We start from the raw sequence: 19,487 nt of genomic DNA on the forward strand, positions 1-19,487 counted from the left end.
CCATCACATCCTTTCCGTTAGGGTAAGTCCACACTTCAGTTCAAAGACGATCTTCTGTCGGGAGAGTACCCGAATGCGAGTTACCACGTTTTCAAACAATGCTTCGTCGAACGCATCCAACATCACACCTTTCTCCGCAAAGCGCAGCAGATCGAGGGTAGATTTAACGAGTGTGGCATCGCCAGAGATGCTTTTGTTTAAAGCGGAAATCTCCGTTTTATATTGATCGGCCTGTGCTAAAAGCAAGTTGTTTTCTTCATTATAGAGAATCTGATCGATATAGCCTTGGGCCATCAGCTTTGCAAGGGTTTCGCGCTGCTCTGAATTTTCCAGCAAAAGACTTTGAATTTCCTGGATCCTTCGCAGGGAATTGTCCTTGTTGGAGTCTTTTAATGCTTCTAAGTAGGGTTTGAGAATTAACCGTCGTCCGAAGATCAGTTTGTTGATCATTGTCACAAAGGCTGCCTTTAGATTATCATCCCGGATAAATTTCATAGAGCAGTGGTTTTTATCCTCAATATGTGTATTGCAGCACCAAGCGGCATACTTGTAATTGCTGCAGGTGTGTATTCGCCGTTTGAACGTATCCCCACATTCGCCGCAAAAGATTTTTCCAGAAAAGCAGTAGCGATTCTGGTATTTATTCTTGCCCTTTACGATGCCCTTCTCACGGCCCCGTTGCTGGATCAGGATGGCTGCAGCGTCAAAATCTTCACGGCTGATGATGGCTTCGTGGTGGCCGGCAAGGGCATAGCGATCTCTTTCTCCATAGTTCGTATGACGATTAAACTGAGAATCTGTGTAGGTCTTTTGAAAAATGACATCGCCGGTATATTTTTCGTTGGCGAGCATACCGCGCACGGTCGAAGCTGTCCAGCGTCCGCCTTTTTTCGTGGGCACACCTTTCTTATTCAGTTCGTTTGCGACGGCCAGAGTTCCTTTTCCTGAAAGAATCTGGGAGAAAATCCATTCTACAATCTTGGCCTGCTCCGGATTTACAACCATTTGTTCCCCGTTCCAGTCATATCCGTAGGGCGGATAGCTGATCTTGAAGGTGCCGTTTTTGAATCGTTTCTGAATGGACCATTTGTTATTTTCAGAAATGGAGGAGGACTCGCCCTCGGCCATGCTGCTCAGGATAGACAGGAATAATTCACTTTCCATTGCACTGGTATTCAGATTTTCCTTCTCGAAATAAATAGGAATGTCCAATTCCAAAAGTTTGCGAACCAATTCCAGGCAGTCGGTGGTATTTCTTGCAAAACGGCTGATGGATTTTGTTACGACAAAATCGATTTTACCTGCTTTGCAGTCCGCAATCATCCGCAGTAATTCCGGCCGCTTTTCTTTCTTCGTGCCGGTGATACCCTTATCGAAATATAATCCTGCAAATGTCCAATCCTCACGGTTAGAGATGTAATCCTCATAATGTTTTTTTTGTGCTTCAAGACTTTCAAGCTGAGCATCATTATCCGTGGAGACACGGCAGTAGGCCGCTACACGAAGCTTCTTTGCATTCTGCTTAGGCTTATCGCTGCTGATTTTTGTAATCTTTTTCACGGTTTCACCTCCCTTCGGTAGTGTGACATATTACCTCTGAATGGAGGTGATATCAACGGGTTCTGGCATGATTTCGGCGAGGAAAGGAGAGAAAGATTTCCGATTTAATGCGGTTAATTTGTTAAATTGCGACAAGGAAATAAGTCCAGAATCCAGCAGTGATTTTGTAATGCACTGGGCTCTATAATAGTCCACATCCTGTTGGAATTGTTCAGGTGTGAAAAGATGCTCTGTGCTTATGCCTTCAAGCGCAGCAGTGTGTGCTATATCTGATCCGGTAGATAGAATCATTGTGTTTTCCTCCAATCTGAGAGAATTCCTCAATTACCTATCTGGACAGCATTGGAAGAATTGGCCAAAAAAGAAAAAAGCGGCCTGCAGGTTCCCCGAAGAGATACCCGCAGGCCGTTTCGTTCCTGTTATGACAACAACTCATTTACTCTCTGCTGCACCGCCGCATAGTCATATCCTGCGGCCGACAGCCTTTGCTTTCTTTCCGCGCCGTTTCCCCAATCGCCGCGAATCACCTCTCTGGCAAGGGTATCAATGGACTTAGCATTGGAAGAAGATACAGCTGACCCAGATGCGGTCGTAATGAAAGCGTCAAATCCGGCCGCCTTAACCTTTTCCATCATTGTCTCGGCATTTGCCCTGATGCTGTATGCGCCGACCTGTACCTTGTAAAACCCGCCGCTTGGCACCATGTAGGTATCAAAACCTCTGGCTTTGAGTTTCTCTTCCAGGGCGTCAGCATTCGATTTCTTGGAAAAAGCGCCTGTCTGCACCCGGTACAGCGTCCCGCCGCTGTCAGCAGCCATTTCTCCAAGCTGTGCTGTGACCTTTGCCGCAAGGTCGCCAAGTCTTCCATACAGCCAGTCTCCCGGACAGGACTTGTTGGCGAACCAGCGATGGACGGTCAGCACCATCTCATCGGACTTCGGGGAATAGTTCAGCGTCTTATTCTTATCCCCCAGCCAGAGAAGTTTCTTCTTCCCATTCCGCTTGCAGATGTCCGTACACAGCTTCACGAGGGAATTATAAACAGCAGTAGTCATTGCGTAGGGATGATGCAGATCGCTGGCGCACTCGATAGTGACTGCCCTCTGGTCGTTGGCGCTGCTGGAAGAACACCACGAGCGGTTCTTCTCCTCCACACAAAGGGCGATCTTCCCGTCCTTTCCGATGCCGTAGTTACAGCTGGCCTCTCTGGAAGGGCTGGTAAAGCATCCGCAGATACTCTCTGCGGAGAGCTGCCCCACCACACAGTGGGGCGTGATCCGGTCAATGGAATGCGTCTTCAGCCCGGAGTGGTTCGGACTTAAGTTTGTATAAGATACCAGTGAACTGTTTGTGTAAGCCATTATTCATTACCTTCCTTTCCGTTTTCTGCTCTATCATGGAGCTGCTCTAATACCGTTTTGACCCTTTCCGGGATGGGAAGGCCCAAATGCCCTGCATTCTCCAGCAGGCTCACGCCTTCATTGGAGATGTAGAAAAAGATCACTGCTGTCCGTAAGACCGCCCCGGTGCCGACCACCTGTACATCGATGATATTGGCAATGCCGACAAGCAAGAAGATCAGCACCTTGCGGAAGATCCCTTTAAAGCCGACCGCGCTGGATAACTTCCTGTCGATGACGGCGCACATCACACCCGTGATGTAGTCGATCGCCACAAAGGCGATGAGCGCATAAAGCAGGCCGTCACAGCCGCCAAGGAAGTACCCAAGCCAGCCGCCCACAGCGGTAAAGATGAATTGGATGGTGTTCCAGAATTCTTTCATAACGAAATTCCTCTCTTTCCTGAACGAAAAAGGATGCCCTATAAGAGCGCCCGTTTGTAAGTTTCTATATACAGTGCCTTCCCGCACAATTCTGCGGGTAAAGATTCGTGCAGTTTATGGCACAGAATCAGGTTGCTATTCCTGCCGGGCAGAGTGATAGATACAATCACAAAAACCGCAGGAAGGAGGTCAAAAATGTTTACTGCGAAGGAATTGAAAAACATTGATGCCGGGTACTTTTCCGTCATCGCGTCCGGCGGATGCACCCTTACGATCCAGTCAAAAAACACCGGACACTGCTGGCACATCCTGCTGCAGGAGTACCCGCATTTCAGAAGCTGTCTGATCTACCACACCCATCACAGGGGAACACCCTATCACGAGCATGGCCACGGGGCCACGCTTTCCGGCTGTCTCGGCCAGATCCGAAACCACGATGCCTGCTGGCTTTCCAGGAAAAGCCGCCGTAAACCGCACAAGGAGGTACGCCCATGAAGCAGAAAAACATCAAAGTAGCATACACCAGCCGCTGCACCGGCGGCTCCTACACCCAGGTCCCGAAGATCCAGATGGAGGGCAGATGGCTTGAAGAGCTTGGCTTTTCCATCGGCAGCACCATCGTAGTAGAGTATGACGAAGGTTCCATCCGTATCCGGCAGATGACGGAGGAGGAACTGGCTGACTGCCGGAGGGAACAACTTAAAAAGGAACTTGCAGCCAAATCCGCATCCATCCGCAAACTCCAAAAAAGCCTGAACGGGGATCTCCAGGCACTTTCCCTTGTAGCGGAAAGCTCCCACGGCTACCGTTCCCGAACGAAATGACCTGCTAACTCCAGGACTCACTCCTCCGTCAGCGTGTAGGTGATCTTCATGGTTTTGTCCACGGTCTTTACCACCGCTGACGGAAGATTATTGATGGACGCCAGGTACGGCGCCAGAAGATATGCCGTCCGATACTCATTCCCATAGCTTCCGCCCCAGCCGACCAGAAAGTTCTTGTACTGGAACAGGGGAGTAGCGGCATTATTAAGCCTTGCGCTCCCCTGGGTGTGGACCACCGTATCCTCCGCTGTGATCTGGAAGTCCCCGCCGATGATCAGATCCCCAATAAGTGTCAGATACAGTTCACAGGAGCCGGTTTCGCATAAAGGCGTCCATTCGGATGTAAAGCCAAACTCAATCAGTGTCACATCCGTGGAGTTGGCCAGATTGATCTTGTAAATCCCCGTCTTGTCATAGGCCGGCACATACAGATACCCGCCCCGGACACAGCATTTCACACTCCGTTCCGCAAAGGTATCAAGGTCGCGGGTGCCCACATCCATCAATTTCGCGTTGGACAGTGTCCACTGGCCTTCGGTAAAGGAATAGTCTGCCTTGGATATTTTGATCCAGAGCATCACGGCATCCCCAGAAGAATTTTCCTCATTGGAAAAACCGTACCAGTACCCATCCTGCCCGTCCATGAACTCCCCATATTTCGTATAGCTGCCGAGGAATTCAAAGGTCTCCGGTGTCAGCACTTCGTCCTCCAGGACGGTATAGGTGGAATCATCCAGCCGCTCGTTCAGCCCGATGGAAAAGACAGGGATCCGCAGCTTCCGTATCCGGACGCTGTCATTTTCGTAAGTGATAGAATAGAGCAGGCTGTTCTCGAAATCCATCTCCACGGCTTCAAAAAGTACCATCTTATTGGCATCCGGGATCGGTCCGATGTCCGCCGCTTTTAACTGCAGGAATGTGCTGGCGTCCCCCACAAGGCTCCCGTAGGCATTCTGACCGCCGAAAGAGCTGGTAAGCGCCACCGCCGCGATGGTGCCGTTTCCCTGGCTGGGCGTAAACTCCCAGACAAACTTATAACCGTTTGCAATGGCCATGCTCTCCGTCAGGTTCAGGCTTCCCCTGGCTGTGTTTGCCGTGGAATTTACATCGTTGGACGCATACGCTACAGGAAGGTTGTCGGACAGCTCATAGATATGTCCCGCATCTTCTTCCAGGGCTTTGGAGAACAGTAGGATGCCGCCGATCATGTTGGGGCAGATGGGCAGAAGGGTGTCGTTCCACAAGACTGCAGCGTCGTATTCCCCGGTGGCGGCATAAAAAATCCCCATCGGGTTCAGGCCAAGGATGTTGTTTACTGCTTCCGTGATCATATTTTCTTCCGTGACAGTTTCCACCGCCCCGGTATTCTCATCCGTCAGTTCGATCGTCATAACGCCTTTCAAAACCATAATCGCAATCCTCCCATTGCTTAAGTGAGTGTGACCGGCCGGCAGAATGCGCCGATCCCAGTCCTTCCCGTCATAGTATCCGCATAGCTTTTCTGTACCAGTTCCATCGTCCCCACATCGACTGCCTCCGTAAAGTCCCTTGCCTGAAGGCCGCCGCTGACAGAAAATAGTGCCGACGTTTCCTCAATATCGATTCTGCCGTCCCAGGCCGCTGCGGCAGCCATGGCCTGGCCGCTGATGGAAGCGATGCAGTCCCCGATCCCCACGCTGCCGGAGCCGTCCTCCATCCGCAGATACACATTGAAGGTATTTGTGATGTTCGGCACGATATTTTCAATGGGGTAATACAAAGACAGGATGTGCTTCCCGCTGTGCCAGGTCTCCACCGGATGATGGAGCAGGATCTCCGCGTTGTTCAGTTCAAAGGTCACATAGCAGACCGCCTTCCCGTCCTCCGTCCAGGTCACCGGAAGGCTTACATCTACAGGAATATCCGTGATTTCTTCCCCGGCAGCTCCATCCTCAGAACCATTTTCTGTATCCGCCGCCCCGCCGCTGTCTCCTACATTCCCGGACGGGAACGGGATCACGATGGTGCCGCTGGCCTGGGCGGATTTCTTCGCCGCCTGCGCTTCCACGTCCACCACTACCTGCCCGAAGAACTGGGCGTGGTTTTCCTCTTTGGAAGCGAACTCAATGCTGATGATCCGCACATCTGTTTCCCCGATGGTATACTCAGAGGCGTTCGTAAAGGTATGGATCCCGATTTTCCCCGCCTCGATCTGATTTAACAGCCCGGAGATGTTCTTGTCATTCTTGGACTTTGCCTGGGAAAGCCTGGGATTCTTCCCCACGCATTTCAGGCTCTGCCTGCCGCCGATCTTGACCGTAAAGGACGTCACGCATGTGATCTGCTGGGCATCCGCCTGCCCGCCGGAGAAGGTCAGCACATCACCCAGATCCAGCGCCGGGTTCCCGATGGTATCCGAATCAAAGGGCACATAATTGACTGCGGACAGGGCCGTCAAAATGTTCCCGCACAGCTCTGCCCTTGTCTCTTCCAAACCAAACTGCAATAATGGATTGACTCCAAGGTTCATGGTCAGCCCATCGTCTGTTTCCAAAGCGTAATACTCGGAAGTCTGCGTCCGCAGGTTGGTGGAACTGACTGCCGTGTACCGGGTCACAAAATCAGAGAAACTGCTGGAAAACCGGTGCTTCTGCTGGATCGCTATCACCGGAGTCTCCCCGTACTGCCGAAACTCCAGCTTCCCTTCCCGGTTGATGCAGAAGAAGCCGCCCAGCACCTGCGCCGTAAAATACAGCACGTCCCGATAGGTCTCAATGTCATTCTCCGGATAAATGGAGAGCAGTTCTGAACCATTCGGGAGCGCCTCAATCTCCGCCTGTGTCTGTGCCAGTTTCACCCCACAGGCGGTACTGCACAGCGCCATCATCCCGTAAGCCGTGCCGATGGTCTCAAAACCATTGAAAGCCCGGTCAAAACGGAGCATCCGGTCATAAGCCTTCAGTTCCAGTACATGCACCGTCCGGTTTGCCTCGCTCACCTCAAAGATCCCCATAGGGACAGCTTCATAAATCCCGTCCGCCAGCCGCAGGTGGTAAGACAGTTCCACTTCTGCGTTCTCCAAAGTGTACCGGTCAATGTCCAGGAACAGGCTGATCCCCATCTCCGCCGCGTACACCGCACCCAGTTCGATCTCAGAATTGCCGCAGCACTGCGCTGTGATATAACCGCTCCCTTTGACGATATCTTTCTGCGTAAACGGATACTCCAGCCCGGCTGTTGTTGTAATTTTTCCAGTCCAGTAATACTTCCGGGTGTTGATCTGCACCGCCTGCAGGAATGCTTCACTTACCGGGTACATAGGGCATCACCTCCACTTTAAAATTCCCTCAGCGTAAAACTCACTGTCCACAATCCCTTTCGGGACGTATCTTTGACAAGGGAAGCCTTATACCCCTCCACATACATCTCCGCCGTCTTTACCGCCAGCGTCTCTGTATCGAAATACCCTACAGTAATCTTTTCCTGCTGCTTAAATTCCGTCAAAATTCTCAGCCATTTCGCAGAAACGGAAAAGGACACCGGGATGCTCACCACGCCTGCGCGCACCACATCCCGCTGCACCGTCCCGGCTTCTGTCTCCCCGCCGGAATCCGCCTCCATGTCATCCATCTGTACCTCATAGGAATCCGGCAGGGGGAGGGCTGTGCCGTCAAAAGTCAGATACTGTATAAATGCCATCGCTTACCTCCCTCCTGACCGCAGGTTCTGTCTCGCCTGCGCTGTCACCACCAGTTCATCAAGCAACGTACCGCCCACATACACCGGGATTACGATGTTCCCCTGCGGGCTGGAAAAACCGGCCAGGGCTTCCGATACCGCAGAAGAGACTCCAGCGATCATATCCGACATGCTGGTGCCAGCCATCATTCCATCTGTGTCTCCATATCCGGACACACCTGCTTTCGGAGTAATCACCATATCCGAAGCTACATCCTTTACCGCTTTCTCCACCAGGCTGCGGCTCTTTTCTATGCCGCCAGCCAGTCCCTTCATGAAGTCCGGCATCCATTTCTCATAGTCCGAGAGCGGGCCTTCATCTGGGGCGGAGAAGTGGAGGAAGGATGCGATCTTGCTGGCAATGCCGGATACCGTGTCAACCACTGCCTGCACCATGCTCTTGATTCCGTTGATCAGCCCCTGTATGAAATCTTTGCCCCACTGGAGGGCCTTCCCCGGCAGGCTCGTGATAAAGGAGATCGCGCCGGAAAAACCGTTCTGCACAACCGATGCCAGCCCGGAAAGGGCGGAACGGATGCCGGAAACCAGGCTTTTGAAGGCATTTACCGCCGCATCCTTTAATCCTGTGGCAATATTTACTACCGTAGTCTTGATACCATTCCAGATATTGGACGCTGTCTGCTTCAGTGTATTCCAGATCTGTGAAATGAACTGGGAAAGCGCAGAAAAAATATTCTGGACACCCTGCTTCAGCGCATTCGCCGCATCGACCGCTATCTGCCTGATGGTGTTCCAGACCTGTGCGGCTGTATTTCTGATATTGTTCCAGATATTGACGAAAAATGCGGAAACCTGCGACCACAGGCTGCTCCACCACTGCGGGATAGCAGAGAAGAAGTCGATAAACTCCTGCGCCGCCGCAGGGATGGTTTCCGTGAAGAACACCACCACCTTGTCCCAAAGTTCCATCAGCTTTGCGGATACCGTCTCCCAGAGCTGGCCGAACCATTCCGTGATCGCGCCCCAGTTTTTCACAATAGCTATGATCGCGGCAATGGCCGCAGCCACTCCGGCAATGATGCCGATCACCGGGAGCAGAGAGATATTGAGTGCCCCGAATGCCACGGAAAGCGCTGCGATAACCGGTGTCAGGGCAGTAAAAGCCACAAGCAGCGCTCCGAGGATCACCACGAAGTTCTGCACCGGCTCCGGCAGCATGCCAAAGATCCCGCTCACAGTCTCAATAACCGCCACCAGGGGCGGCAGCACCACATTGGCAAGCTCCACGATCTTCTCGCCCAGCGGGATCAGGGCCTGCTGGAGCTTCCTGGTATTGGCCTCCATCTCCTGCATGGGAGTGCCTGTCTGGTTAAACAGGTTCTGCGCAGAACCGGCCACACTGTCGTAGGTTTCGCCTACCGAAGTCAGGGAAGTGATGAACCTGAGGTTCCCGTCCTCAGCCATCGTACCGAAGGCTTCCGCCGCCATGTTCAGGGCCTGCTGCTCATTGGTACAGTTTGCGATATCCGCCACAATGGAATCAATGACCTGCTTCTGGGTGGCTTCCCCATTCTGCCATGCTAGGAACATGGACTGGGTCTTCTGGGAATATAGGTCAATGGAATCCCCAATGGTCCCGTCCGCCAGACGGGTGGTCACCTCATTGATGGCATCATTAACCTTGTCCAGGTTGTACGCGCCGCCCTGCAGGCCGTTCTGCAGGAGCTGGAAATACTCGGATGCGGAGTAGCCGGCCTGGGCGAACTTGCCGGAATACTCAGACAGGTTATCGCCCAGCTCGTTGGTCTTGTCCAGGCCATTCTGCGTACCCGTGACGATGTAATCCATCGCCTCCTGCGCCGTCATGCCATACTGCTTCATCAGAGAGTTGACGCCACGGAGGGTCTCGTTCATGTCAATACCGTACAGTTCATCCAGCGTCAGCGCCTGCTGTGTCAGGTGCGTAAGGTCTGTATCGGAAAGCTCCCCAAGGTTCTTCTTTACCATGATGACCGCTTCCGCCACAGAATCCATGCTCTGTCCAACACCAGACCCATAGACTTCTTTGACGACTGCGGCACTGGCTTCTGCTGCGGCACCCGTTTCCCCGAAGTAAGCGTTCACCTTTGTGACTGCATTTTCTGTCTCCGCATAAGCAGACACCGCTTTATCCCCGATATCCTGGATCTTATCACCGACAGCAGAAAGCTGGTCGGCGGCTTCCATGAGGGCTGCGCCCTTTGTGGCTCCCGCGATCTCCCCGATATCGCCTGCGGCATCCTGGGCAGCGTTCCTCACATCATTCAGGTCCTCGATCAGGTTCCGTATCGCCTGCCCGTCATCCACCGTATCCAGGGCATCCGTCAGCTGCCTGATGTTCGCCTTCCCGCCTGTGGCGGATTTCCCGATCTTCTCAATGGCAGTCTTTAGCTGGTCTGAGGATGCTGTGCCGTTTCTGATGGCATTTACCAATCGGCTTCCCAGCACATCCGCATAATCATCTACATTGGATTCCGTAGCGGCAAACAGCTTGCTGAGCCGCTCCATGTTGGAAGCCAGTCGTTCCTGCTCAGACTGCAGGCCGGACAGATCGGCTTTATAGCGGTTCAGTGTCCCCCTGGTTTCTTCCACCTCACGCTGGAAAGCCATGTACTGGTCTTTCCCCAGGTCACCCCGCTCAAAGGCTTTCGTTACGTCCTCCTGCGCCTGCTCCAAGGCCTGCAGCTTTTTCTCGGTATCGCTGATGGCCTGCTGCAGAAGCTCCTGCTTCTGGGCAAGGAGAACCGTGTTGGACGGATCCAGTTTCAGGAGGCTGTTCACATCCCGCAGCTGGCTCTGGGTCTTCTTTATGGAATTGTTGACGTCAGACAGTGACTTTTCCAGGCCGCTGGTATCGCCGCCAATCTCCACCGTGATTCCCTTGATCCGGCTTGCCATGTATCACTCACCTCCTGAAAATGGGCAAAGAAAAAGCCCGGATTGCTCCGAGCATAAAAGAAAGCATTTGCCATTGTGACAAATGCTTTCCATAATCATCATTTTAAGCTGCCTTCCCCTCCCATAAGGGCGGTCAGTTCCTCAATGCGCTCCACTGGGAACGGAGGTTCACATAAGGGCTTCATGGCGATTGCCATGAGCTTCATCGGGTTATCGTCCGCTGCCACCCTGTTAGATGACAGTTTGCCGCAGATACGGCACCTGTGGATGATGGCCCATTCGCCATTTTTTCTTACCCATACTGCAACAGGCTCCATCACGCCGCCGCAGTCTGACTCCCTGTCTCCGGGTTCATTGTCCAGGTGCTGGCTGCTTAAGCAGTTCGGGCAGTGGTTCCTGTGGTCTGATCCTGCCCCTCCAGGAACGACCAGACGGCCGCATACCTTACAGGTAAAGGATTCGGTACAGGCATGGTTCTTATAATAATGTTTCTCGTATTTTTTCCGTTTGTTCTCACGGTTCATTGTATTTTCCTCCTGAAAGTCTTTGATGTATCCAAATCCTCCGGGAGGTTTGCCGGGTTATTGCACGCAAGCCTCCCGGCTTGATACAATAGCACATCCGTTGTTCTTCAAACAGCATACCCCTTCCTGTATTTTATTTGTGCGCACAAGGCGAGTATAACAGAGAAACCGTATTTAAGCAATCCGTCAAATCAAAGAAAATTCAGGACAGCCGCTAAAATTGATCGAAATCTTTTTGTGTTGCCACCACCGCATACTTATATTCATCGTTCCGGCTCTCCACATACATATCATTCACCATCCCGATGGTCAAAAGATCCAGATCCCGGATGGACAGCCCCAGCTGCACGCACCGTAAAAGAAACAGGGGCGTTGTCATTTCCCGGTCAGTCGGGCGAAGTTTTTTTTAGCCTGCACATCCGTCTGGGTGTTCAGTCCCCAAAGCTCGATGATCTGAGGCAGTACTTGATAAATGGAAAAGGTGTTATAGCCGTCCAGCCATTCCTCCGGCGTGCCTGGAATGGAAGAGTCCGCGTGCTTCGCCATCACATAGGCAATGTTCTCAAACATCTCCAAAGAGAACAGGTCAAGGCTGGAATTTTCCGGGTCATTCTTGTCAATGCTTTTTTCCAGGTCCCGCAGGTCTTTGAAGATATCCCTGTGAAATTTCATCCGGTAGATTCTGGGGATGGCGGCGGAGGCCTTGAAAGCGACCTCCCGCCCGTCAATCGTGATATTTTTCTTCATGCTCATAAGGTTTCTCCTCCCGTTTCTTCTTCCTCAAAATTCTGCAGGCTGGACTGCTGGGTCCCGGACGTCTCCGGGTCCGTCACCGCCGGCATATACACCGAGGTATACCAGCCGGTATAGACCGTATCCGTGGTGCTGTCCCCGGTGCGGGCCTTCACATAGCCGTTAGCCAGGGGAGCCGCCGTGATGGCCAGCGTTTCCGTCTGTACCTCGATCTCCTCCTCATTGGTAGTGGACTCGATGTTCGGCCTTGCCGCCGAGCAGTTATACAGCACATGGCGGATCTTCTTCACATCCCCGTCAAACTCAAAGAGCAGGGCGAAGTTCGCCGTCTCCACGTTGGCGCTCTCCACCAGCACGCTGTTGTCATCCAAAGACTCCTTCAGCACATCGGTACGGAAGCTCTCCGGTACCATGGCCAGTTCCAGATCCCCCTCATAGCCCATGTTGTTGGAGATCGTATAATAGGCATACCCATCCGCGTAAAAATTGGACGGCTCACCGTTGGGTTCCAGGGACAGAGATACCGCACCCGGCATGGCTACCGGCGTCCCGAAAGTAATGTCCCCATCCTCATCCACCGTGATCAGTGCGTAATGCACATTGCAGATGTTGAATTTTACTTTATTCTTCTTATTCGGCATTTACATTCCCTCCATATCAAAAGAGTACAGAACCTCATACAGCTTCTCGCTGTCAATCCAGGTTTCTGTCTTGTTGTAAAATATCCCCGCCGCATCCAAAGCCATCTCCACCTGCTGTTCTGAAGACAGGTCTTTGAAGTCCGTGTACAGTTCCAGACGCACCTCGCTGATTTTATGATATACCTTCCCGTCTGCGGAAAAGTTGTCGCTTCCCGGAAGCAGATAGCAGAGAAAGGGCGGGTCCGGCGCTTCCCCTTCTGCGAAGTGATCATAGGCATAAGGAATGCCCATCTCTTTTATGATCGAAACCAGTCTCTCCATCTCATCCCTCCAGTACTTTCCGGATCTCATCCTCCAGCTGCTCCATGCCTTTTGCTTCCGCAGCAGCGATATGAGGCTGTGCAGATACACGGCCTCCGCCCCGTTTGGCATGGCCAAACTCCAGCAGATGCGCCAGCTGATAGCGGTTTCTGGAATGCACCACAAGAGTGAGGCTGTTGGATGTTTCCTTCCTCTTTTTTACCGCCCAGCTTTTTGCGTAGTCCCCAGTATCCTTTGGAGCATGTGTGCGGATTTCATCCCGTACCGTATCCCCGGCTTCCCTGACCGCCTGCTTTACATCCTCAGCGGCAAGGTCAGCATAATCCTCCAGCGTCTCCCTAATGGCATCCGCCAGATCACCGATCTGCACATTTCTTCCCATCCTCACCGCCTCGCTTTCTGGCATTTAAGTTTTATCGATTTCTTCTTGTAATTCTGGTGGTCAATGCCAAGAATGTTGTAAATCTCATCGTTATACACGACTCGGTATCCGTCAGAGGTGATCTCCGACACAGCTTTGCACCACCTTACCGTAAAGTCTGCCTTGGTGTTATCCACCACCGTTCCGGCAGATGTACTCTCGTTTGGAGATTCCCCGCTGATGGTGGCATGGCAGGAATAGAAATCCACCCACTCATTCAGATGATTTCCAATGGCATCCACTGTAACGGAATTCTTCTGTACAACGATTTTCCGGTTGAAAAGAGCCACATCCATCAGAATCCCTCCTTCCGGCTTCCAAACAGAAGCGCCCGAAGCGTCAGGTTCAGAGCGTGATGGTCAGCTTCCTCCCGGTGTTCGTACAAATAAGCCGCTGTAAACATGACAGCGATTTTTCCGTTCTGGGCTGCAACCAGGTCTTCTTCGCTGTCCGTCCGCAGGATATCCATACACTGCCGGATCGCTGCTGTAATCATGTCCTGGATTAAGGCATCATCGTCCTCGTAGTCCACCCGGAGATAGTTCTTCATTTCTTCCAATGTCACCATCATCCTCACCTCCAGAATGAAGGGCGGCACAGTTTCCCATACCGCCCACTTTATGAATCATTAGCCCGCAGACTTCTGTGCCAGCACCTTGATGGCCTCCGGCAGGATCAGCTTGCCGTCCACTCTCTGGGAGGCAAGGAAGCCCACCTGGCCGGTTGCCGCATACAACTCATTCAGACGCTTGAAGGAACGTCCCTGTCTGTCTGCGATCCAGTAGTAGCTAAAATCACCAAAGGCTACCGTCTTTGCATCTGCTGCAATGGCAGGCATATACGCAGAGGTGCGTACCGGCTTTCCAAGCAGCAGGTCAGGCGCACCTGCGGTCAGGGAAGGCTGCCACAGGTACTGTCCCTGGTTGTCCTTCAGCTTACGGATGGCCTTGATGGTGGAGTCGTTTAACACCCACACGGCGTTTCTGCGGTAAGGTGCCTTCAGGGAGTAGAACAGGTCAATCAGCTCATCAGCAGTGATGGCCGTAGCAGATGCCGCAGTCACCCCGGTTTCCGCTCCGCCGGTGGCCGCCAGCACACCCAGAGGCTTGCCGGAACCATCACCGGTAAAGAATGCCTCTTCCTCCTTAGCGCCAATCCTTCTGGCAAACTCACGGGAGATGTAGGCCTCCAGATCAAAGACGCTGTCATTCAGCAGCTCTTCCGATACCTTGATCATGGTGCCCACCTTGTAAGCCCCGATGGAAACCTGGCCGAAGGCATCATCGCTCTCCAGATAAGCCCCTTCCTCGTCAATCCAGGAAGCGGTTCCCTTAGTAGCCACCACAGGGATCTTTCTGTCACCGCTGGAGGTGCGGATCACCTTGGCCAGCTGGCGGAACACGTTCTCTTCCTCCAGCGCCTCCACCAGGGTTCGCTCATACTCATCCGGTACGAGATACCCGCCCTCGGAGTCCGTGCCGATCTGCAGGGCATTCATCACAGTAGGCATGGGAGTCTTGGAACGCATCATGTTCCAGAAGTTCTGGCGATACTCATCCGAAGCACGTCCGGTCTTTGCAGTCTCCCTGCCGTTTAAAGGCTTACCAGTCAAAGGCTGGTTCACCGGAAGGTTTAACTGGGCATCCAGCGCCTCACGGCGTTCCATGCGGGAGATTTCCTTGCCCAGGTCGATGATTTCCTGCTCCATACGGGTATAGGCGGCGTCGTCCTCTGCGGACAGCACACCCTTGTCATTTCTGTGAGAATCTAAGAATGCCTTTGCCGCTTCCCACGCCTTTGCTCTCTTTTCTCTAAGCTCTAAAATAGTCATTGTCGAAATCCTCCTTAATTCTTCAATAAGTTAAGCCGCTCGTAGAGACTGTCTACGCTGCGGCCTGCAGGTTCAGTTTTCGGTTTTGTAGCACACTTTGCTGCGATCTTATCCATCAGAGAATTAACCACAGCCGCCTTGGAATACAGCATGGTGACTGCTGGCGGCTCCACATCCTCCGGCAGGTCAGCCCTTCCAAGAATCCCATCGGCAAAGCCAAGCTCCACCGCCTTATGGGCATCCATCCATGTCTCCGCATCCATGAGATGGGACAGCTTCGTCCTGGATAACCCTGTCTTGATCTCGTAGGCATTGATGATGGAATCCTTCACGCTTCCAAGCATTTCAATGGCCTTCTGCATCTCCGCTGAATCGCCCCAGGCAATGGTGGCCGGATTATGGATCATCATCATACCTACCGGAGAGATCAGCACCTTTGTGCCTGCCATAGCAATGACGCTTGCGGCAGATGCCGCAATGCCGTCAATCTTTACCGTCACATCGCCCTTGTAGTCCATCAGCATGTTGTAGATCTGGGCAGCCGCCACACAATCGCCGCCGGGACTGTTGATCCAGACCGTGATGTTGCCGCTTCCTGCCATCAGTTCCTCCTTAAAAAGCTGCGGCGTGACATCATCGTCAAACCAGCTTTCCTCGGCGATGGTGCCGTTCAGGAACAGCGTCCTCTCCGCTGTTTCCGTCTGATTCTCCTGATTCGTCACCGTTCTGTTTGTCCACTTCCAGAACTTCTTCATCGGGGTTTTCCTCCTTTCCTGGTTGTGTATCTGCAAAAGCTCCTGCGTTCTTTAACGGGAGCATGTTGCCGTTAATAAGGTATAAATCCCCGCCTTCTTCAGCAGGGATGCGGTCCAGGTTTTCCAGTTCCCGGATATCGTTGGCGCTCATCCAGCCATTCTGCCGTCCCACAGCATAGCCGTTCATGCGGCTGGCGTAGTCTCCACGGAGAAGCCCTTCCACGTTGAAACGGACAAAGTAGGTTTTCTTTTCATCTGAAGAAAAAAGTGTCCGCTGAATAGACTGCTCCCAGCGCACCAGCCAGGGCTCCAGCGTGTATTTCACAAATTCCAGTGACTGCTGCTCAATGTTAGAGAAACTGCTTTTTTCCAGATCGCCCACCATATGGGGAGGCACACGAAAAATACGAGCAATCTCATTGATCTGGAACTTCCTTGTCTCCAGAAACTGTGCCTGCTCCGGTGAGATGGAGATGGGTGTGTATTTCAGCCCTTCCTCCAGCACGGCAATCTTGTTGCTGTTTGCCGAGCCGCCAAACTGGCTCATCCAGGAATCACGTATCCTCTGGGGATCCTTGATGGTTCCCGGATGCTCCAGCACACCGCTGGGCTGTGCGCCGTTGGCAAAGAACTTGGAGCCGTATTCCTCTGTGGCAATGGCAAGACCGATGGCGTTCTTGGCCATAGCGATAGGCGAGTATCCTACAAGGCCGTCAAAGCCAAGGCCTGGAATGTGCAGCACATCCGAAGGCTTCAGCCGGACGATGCTCCCCTTTACCGTAGGCACGTCATCGGTGCTGGTAGTATACTCGTAGTAAAGCTGCCCGTTTACGTCCCTGTCTACCGCCATCCGATCCGGCATCAGAGGGTAGAGTGCGATCACCTCGCCCCTGCCATTTCGAATAATCTGAGCATAGGCATTTCCCCACAGGAGAAGATGGGTCATCAGCGTCTCCCGAAATACAAAGGAACTCATCTCCGAATTTGGCTCATCATGGAGCAAAAGGTACAGGGGATGAGACAGTGCCTTCTCCTTGCTGCCGTCCTCCTTATAGCGGTACAAATGCAGGGGAAGGCCTGCCACTGCCTCCGCCAGGATACGCACACAGGAATATACCGCCGTCATCTGCATGGCGGAGCGTTCATTCACCCGCTTTCCGGCCGCGCTTCCCCCGAAGAAAAAGCTGTAAGCGCTCCCGGATGTACGGTCCTGCGGCTTATCCCTGGAGCGGAAAAGCCCTGATAAGATACCCATATAAGATCACCATCCTTCCTTCAGATAAACAAAAGGCCCCGGCTGTCATAAACCGAAGCACTGGTGTCGTTGCCGCAGCGGATGGCCCTGTCAAGAGCCATGATGGTCGCTATGGCGCCGTCAATTTTTTCTGTTGATTTCTCCTTGTCTGCCTTGATATTCCCTGCCGGGTCTGTGCGGATGAAGATGTTATCCATCATCCACCGCAGCACCGGATGCCCGCCGTGAGCAATTCTCTGCTCCAGCGTCAGCTTCATCAGTTCCTTGGTGGGAGGAGACATATCCTTAAAGCCCTGTCCGAAGGGAACGACTGTAAATCCCATTCCTTCCAGGTTCTGCACCATCTGTACTGCGCCCCAACGGTCAAAGGCGATTTCCCGGATGTTGTATTGTTCTCCCAGCTGCTCAATGAACTTCTCAATGTAGCCGTAATGCACCACATTTCCTTCCGTGGTCATCAGGATTCCCTGACGCTCCCACAGGTCATAGGGAACATGGTCACACTTGACTCTCAAATCCACCGTCTCCTCCGGAATCCAGAAATAAGGCAGCACATAATATTTATCCTCCTCATCCAGGGGAGGGAACACCAGCACAAAGGCTGTGATGTCCGTGGTGGAGGACAAGTCCAGACCGCCGTAGCAGACACGGCCTTTTAAGTCATCCTCAGATACAGGGAAGGCACAGGCATCCCACTTGTCCATGGGCATCCACCGCACAGACTGCTTCACCCACTGATTCAAACGCAGCTGCCGGAAGGAATTCTCCTCACCGGGATTCTGCTTTGCCGACTCACAGGCCGCTTTTACCTTGTCGATGCCTACCGTAATTCCAAGGGACGGATTGGCTTTTTTCCAGACCTCCGGGTCCGTCCAGTCCTCATCCTCCGATGCGCCGTAAATCACGGAATAAAAGGTAGGATCAATCTTCCTGCCTTCTGCAATGTCGATGGCTTTCTGGTGTACCTCATAGCAGATGGAATTGGTGTCATTGCCAGCCGTGGTGATCAGAAAATACAGCGGCTGCATCCTGGCATCCCCGGAGCCCTGGAGCATAACGTCAAAGAGCTTCCGGTTAGGCTGGGTATGCAGCTCGTCAAAGATCACCCCGTGGGTGTTGAAGCCGTGCTTGTTGGCCACATCCGCTGACAGTACCTGATAGGAGCTGTTGGTGGGCAGGTAGGTAATCTTCTTCTGAGATTCCAGGATCTTTACCCGCTTGGAAAGCGCCGGGCAGAACCGCACCATATCCACCGCCACATCAAAGACAATCTTTGCCTGGTTGCGGTCAGCGGCGCAGCCATACACCTCGGCACGTTCCTCGCCGTCCCCGCACAGGAGCAGGAGCGCCACAGCGGCGGCAAGTTCCGACTTGCCCTGTTTCTTAGGGATCTCGATGTAGGCCGTGTTGAACTGCCGGTAGCCGTTGGGCTTTAGGACTCCAAACAGGTCTCGGATGATCTGCTCCTGCCAGTCGATCAGTTCAAAGGGCTTACCCGCCCAGGTGCCTTTGGTGTGGCAGAGGGACTCGATGAACATCACCGCATAGTCGGCGGCGTCCTTATCGTAGTGCGAGGTCTTCGCCATGAATCTGGTAGGCTTGTATTTCTTCAGCTTTCGCAAGGTCTCACCTCCACAAAAATAAGCCGCATCGCTGCGACTTTCAAAATCTATCTGTACGAGAGAAAGAGCCGTGCGGCTCAGTCTCTGCTGTTGTTTCTTTTACTTCTGTCTTATGCGGATGGCCGGAATCCGTGCCCTTTGCCCGGTCTGCCAGTCTGTGTATGTCGCATTTACTTCCGTAAGTCCGTCCATCGCAAATCCATGTTTCTCAAAGGCTGCGAGGGTAGGAATCAGGCTGGAAAATGTGCTGCTTATGGTAAACTCGGTGATGCCGTTTTCCTTCATGCACTCTGTAATGGCTTCAATGTCCTCATCCCAGATAACCTCGCCAAAATCAATGCTGTCGTTTCCTGCCTCCATGCTCTTTCTGTATGCCCAGAACATGGTGCTGTTGATCCCATAATCCTTAAGGTTTCTTGCCTTCTCTGCAATGGCTCTTTCAAAAAGTTCGATTCTCTTCATGGTGTGTGCCTCCTTGTGTTTTTCTTTTCCCTTTCGGTAGTCTATATATCACTCTGAAGCACATATTTATCAAGTCAATTCGAGGCATAAACTGTACAAAGATGAGCGGAGGAAATTGTG

23 protein-coding genes are annotated in these 19,487 nt (G+C 52.7%); 2 read left to right on the forward strand and 21 right to left on the reverse strand.

Going from position 1 to position 19,487, the window contains the following annotated elements; all coding sequences use genetic code 11:
* Window positions 1-3: 3 nt before the first annotated feature.
* The 4 genes from DW757_RS03310 to DW757_RS03325 all read right to left on the reverse strand — a co-directional run bounded on the left by DW757_RS03310 (window position 4) and on the right by DW757_RS03325 (window position 3,343).
* Entirely contained in the window at window positions 4-1,560 is a 1,557-nt protein-coding gene (locus tag DW757_RS03310; RefSeq protein WP_118750980.1) for a recombinase family protein, read from the reverse strand.
* Between the two features lie 30 nt (window positions 1,561-1,590).
* Complete coding sequence (locus tag DW757_RS03315; RefSeq protein ID WP_118750981.1) at window positions 1,591-1,851, reverse strand: SHOCT domain-containing protein; 261 nt, start codon at window positions 1,849-1,851, stop codon at window positions 1,591-1,593.
* A 128-nt stretch (window positions 1,852-1,979) separates the two neighbouring features.
* Window positions 1,980-2,921, reverse strand: coding sequence for an SPOR domain-containing protein (locus DW757_RS03320; RefSeq protein ID WP_118750982.1), 942 nt, complete (start codon window positions 2,919-2,921; stop codon window positions 1,980-1,982).
* Window positions 2,921-3,343 carry a phage holin family protein gene (locus DW757_RS03325; RefSeq protein WP_015544231.1) on the reverse strand — a complete coding sequence of 141 codons (423 nt, stop codon included), beginning with the start codon at window positions 3,341-3,343 and terminating at the stop codon, window positions 2,921-2,923. Before DW757_RS03325 ends, DW757_RS03320 begins: the two co-directional genes overlap by 1 nt.
* A gap of 195 nt (window positions 3,344-3,538) precedes the next feature.
* Between DW757_RS03325 and DW757_RS03330 the strand changes: the two genes are divergently transcribed.
* Both DW757_RS03330 and DW757_RS03335 read left to right on the forward strand, forming a co-directional pair.
* The gene (locus tag DW757_RS03330; RefSeq protein WP_118750983.1) at window positions 3,539-3,838 is read left to right on the forward strand and encodes a hypothetical protein; all 300 of its coding nucleotides are present in this window, start codon (window positions 3,539-3,541) and stop codon (window positions 3,836-3,838) included.
* Window positions 3,835-4,167 carry a SymE family type I addiction module toxin gene (locus tag DW757_RS03335; protein WP_118750984.1) on the forward strand — a complete coding sequence of 111 codons (333 nt, stop codon included), beginning with the start codon at window positions 3,835-3,837 and terminating at the stop codon, window positions 4,165-4,167. Before DW757_RS03330 ends, DW757_RS03335 begins: the two co-directional genes overlap by 4 nt.
* Window positions 4,168-4,184: 17 nt before the next feature.
* Here DW757_RS03335 and DW757_RS03340 read toward each other — a convergent pair whose 3' ends face one another.
* The 17 genes from DW757_RS03340 to DW757_RS03415 all read right to left on the reverse strand — a co-directional run bounded on the left by DW757_RS03340 (window position 4,185) and on the right by DW757_RS03415 (window position 19,367).
* Complete coding sequence (locus DW757_RS03340; protein WP_118750985.1) at window positions 4,185-5,576, reverse strand: hypothetical protein; 1,392 nt, start codon at window positions 5,574-5,576, stop codon at window positions 4,185-4,187.
* Window positions 5,577-5,596: 20 nt separating this feature from the next.
* On the reverse strand, window positions 5,597-7,465 hold the full coding sequence (locus tag DW757_RS03345) for a hypothetical protein (RefSeq protein WP_118750986.1): 1,869 nt from the start codon (window positions 7,463-7,465) through the stop codon (window positions 5,597-5,599).
* 17 nt (window positions 7,466-7,482) lie between these two features.
* Complete coding sequence (locus DW757_RS03350) at window positions 7,483-7,845, reverse strand: hypothetical protein (RefSeq protein WP_118750987.1); 363 nt, start codon at window positions 7,843-7,845, stop codon at window positions 7,483-7,485.
* 3 nt (window positions 7,846-7,848) lie between these two features.
* Complete coding sequence (locus DW757_RS03355) at window positions 7,849-10,782, reverse strand: phage tail tape measure protein (RefSeq protein WP_118750988.1); 2,934 nt, start codon at window positions 10,780-10,782, stop codon at window positions 7,849-7,851.
* Between the two features lie 98 nt (window positions 10,783-10,880).
* Window positions 10,881-11,306, reverse strand: a complete 426-nt coding sequence (locus DW757_RS03360; protein WP_087217975.1) for an RNHCP domain-containing protein — start codon at window positions 11,304-11,306, stop codon at window positions 10,881-10,883.
* Window positions 11,307-11,520: 214 nt separating this feature from the next.
* Window positions 11,521-11,685 (reverse strand): hypothetical protein, encoded by a 165-nt coding sequence (locus tag DW757_RS17295; RefSeq protein WP_182433239.1) that lies wholly within the window; start codon window positions 11,683-11,685, stop codon window positions 11,521-11,523.
* Window positions 11,682-12,059: a hypothetical protein gene (locus tag DW757_RS03365; RefSeq protein WP_118750989.1), complete on the reverse strand. Its 378-nt coding sequence runs from the start codon at window positions 12,057-12,059 to the stop codon at window positions 11,682-11,684. Before DW757_RS03365 ends, DW757_RS17295 begins: the two co-directional genes overlap by 4 nt.
* On the reverse strand, window positions 12,056-12,700 hold the full coding sequence (locus DW757_RS03370) for a major tail protein (protein WP_118750990.1): 645 nt from the start codon (window positions 12,698-12,700) through the stop codon (window positions 12,056-12,058). Before DW757_RS03370 ends, DW757_RS03365 begins: the two co-directional genes overlap by 4 nt.
* A complete protein-coding gene (locus DW757_RS03375) occupies window positions 12,701-13,021 on the reverse strand; it encodes a hypothetical protein (RefSeq protein ID WP_118750991.1) in 321 nt (106 codons plus the stop codon).
* A 1-nt stretch (window position 13,022) separates the two neighbouring features.
* Window positions 13,023-13,403, reverse strand: a complete 381-nt coding sequence (locus tag DW757_RS03380; protein WP_118750992.1) for an HK97 gp10 family phage protein — start codon at window positions 13,401-13,403, stop codon at window positions 13,023-13,025.
* 2 nt (window positions 13,404-13,405) lie between these two features.
* Window positions 13,406-13,738: a phage head closure protein gene (locus DW757_RS03385; RefSeq protein WP_118750993.1), complete on the reverse strand. Its 333-nt coding sequence runs from the start codon at window positions 13,736-13,738 to the stop codon at window positions 13,406-13,408.
* Complete coding sequence (locus tag DW757_RS03390) at window positions 13,738-14,013, reverse strand: head-tail connector protein (RefSeq protein ID WP_118750994.1); 276 nt, start codon at window positions 14,011-14,013, stop codon at window positions 13,738-13,740. Before DW757_RS03390 ends, DW757_RS03385 begins: the two co-directional genes overlap by 1 nt.
* 57 nt (window positions 14,014-14,070) lie before the next feature.
* Window positions 14,071-15,273, reverse strand: coding sequence for a phage major capsid protein (locus DW757_RS03395; RefSeq protein WP_118750995.1), 1,203 nt, complete (start codon window positions 15,271-15,273; stop codon window positions 14,071-14,073).
* Between the two features lie 14 nt (window positions 15,274-15,287).
* The gene (locus DW757_RS03400; RefSeq protein ID WP_118750996.1) at window positions 15,288-16,028 is read right to left on the reverse strand and encodes a head maturation protease, ClpP-related; all 741 of its coding nucleotides are present in this window, start codon (window positions 16,026-16,028) and stop codon (window positions 15,288-15,290) included.
* Window positions 15,913-17,283 (reverse strand): phage portal protein, encoded by a 1,371-nt coding sequence (locus DW757_RS03405; RefSeq protein WP_118750997.1) that lies wholly within the window; start codon window positions 17,281-17,283, stop codon window positions 15,913-15,915. Before DW757_RS03405 ends, DW757_RS03400 begins: the two co-directional genes overlap by 116 nt.
* 20 nt (window positions 17,284-17,303) lie before the next feature.
* Entirely contained in the window at window positions 17,304-18,905 is a 1,602-nt protein-coding gene (locus DW757_RS03410; RefSeq protein ID WP_182433240.1) for a terminase TerL endonuclease subunit, read from the reverse strand.
* 99 nt (window positions 18,906-19,004) lie between these two features.
* Window positions 19,005-19,367, reverse strand: a complete 363-nt coding sequence (locus DW757_RS03415; RefSeq protein WP_118750998.1) for a hypothetical protein — start codon at window positions 19,365-19,367, stop codon at window positions 19,005-19,007.
* Window positions 19,368-19,487 lie beyond the last annotated feature (120 nt).

The organism is Clostridium sp. AM29-11AC (assembly GCF_003480545.1).
GTDB classification, from domain to species: domain Bacteria; phylum Bacillota; class Clostridia; order Lachnospirales; family Lachnospiraceae; genus Otoolea; species Otoolea saccharolyticum_A.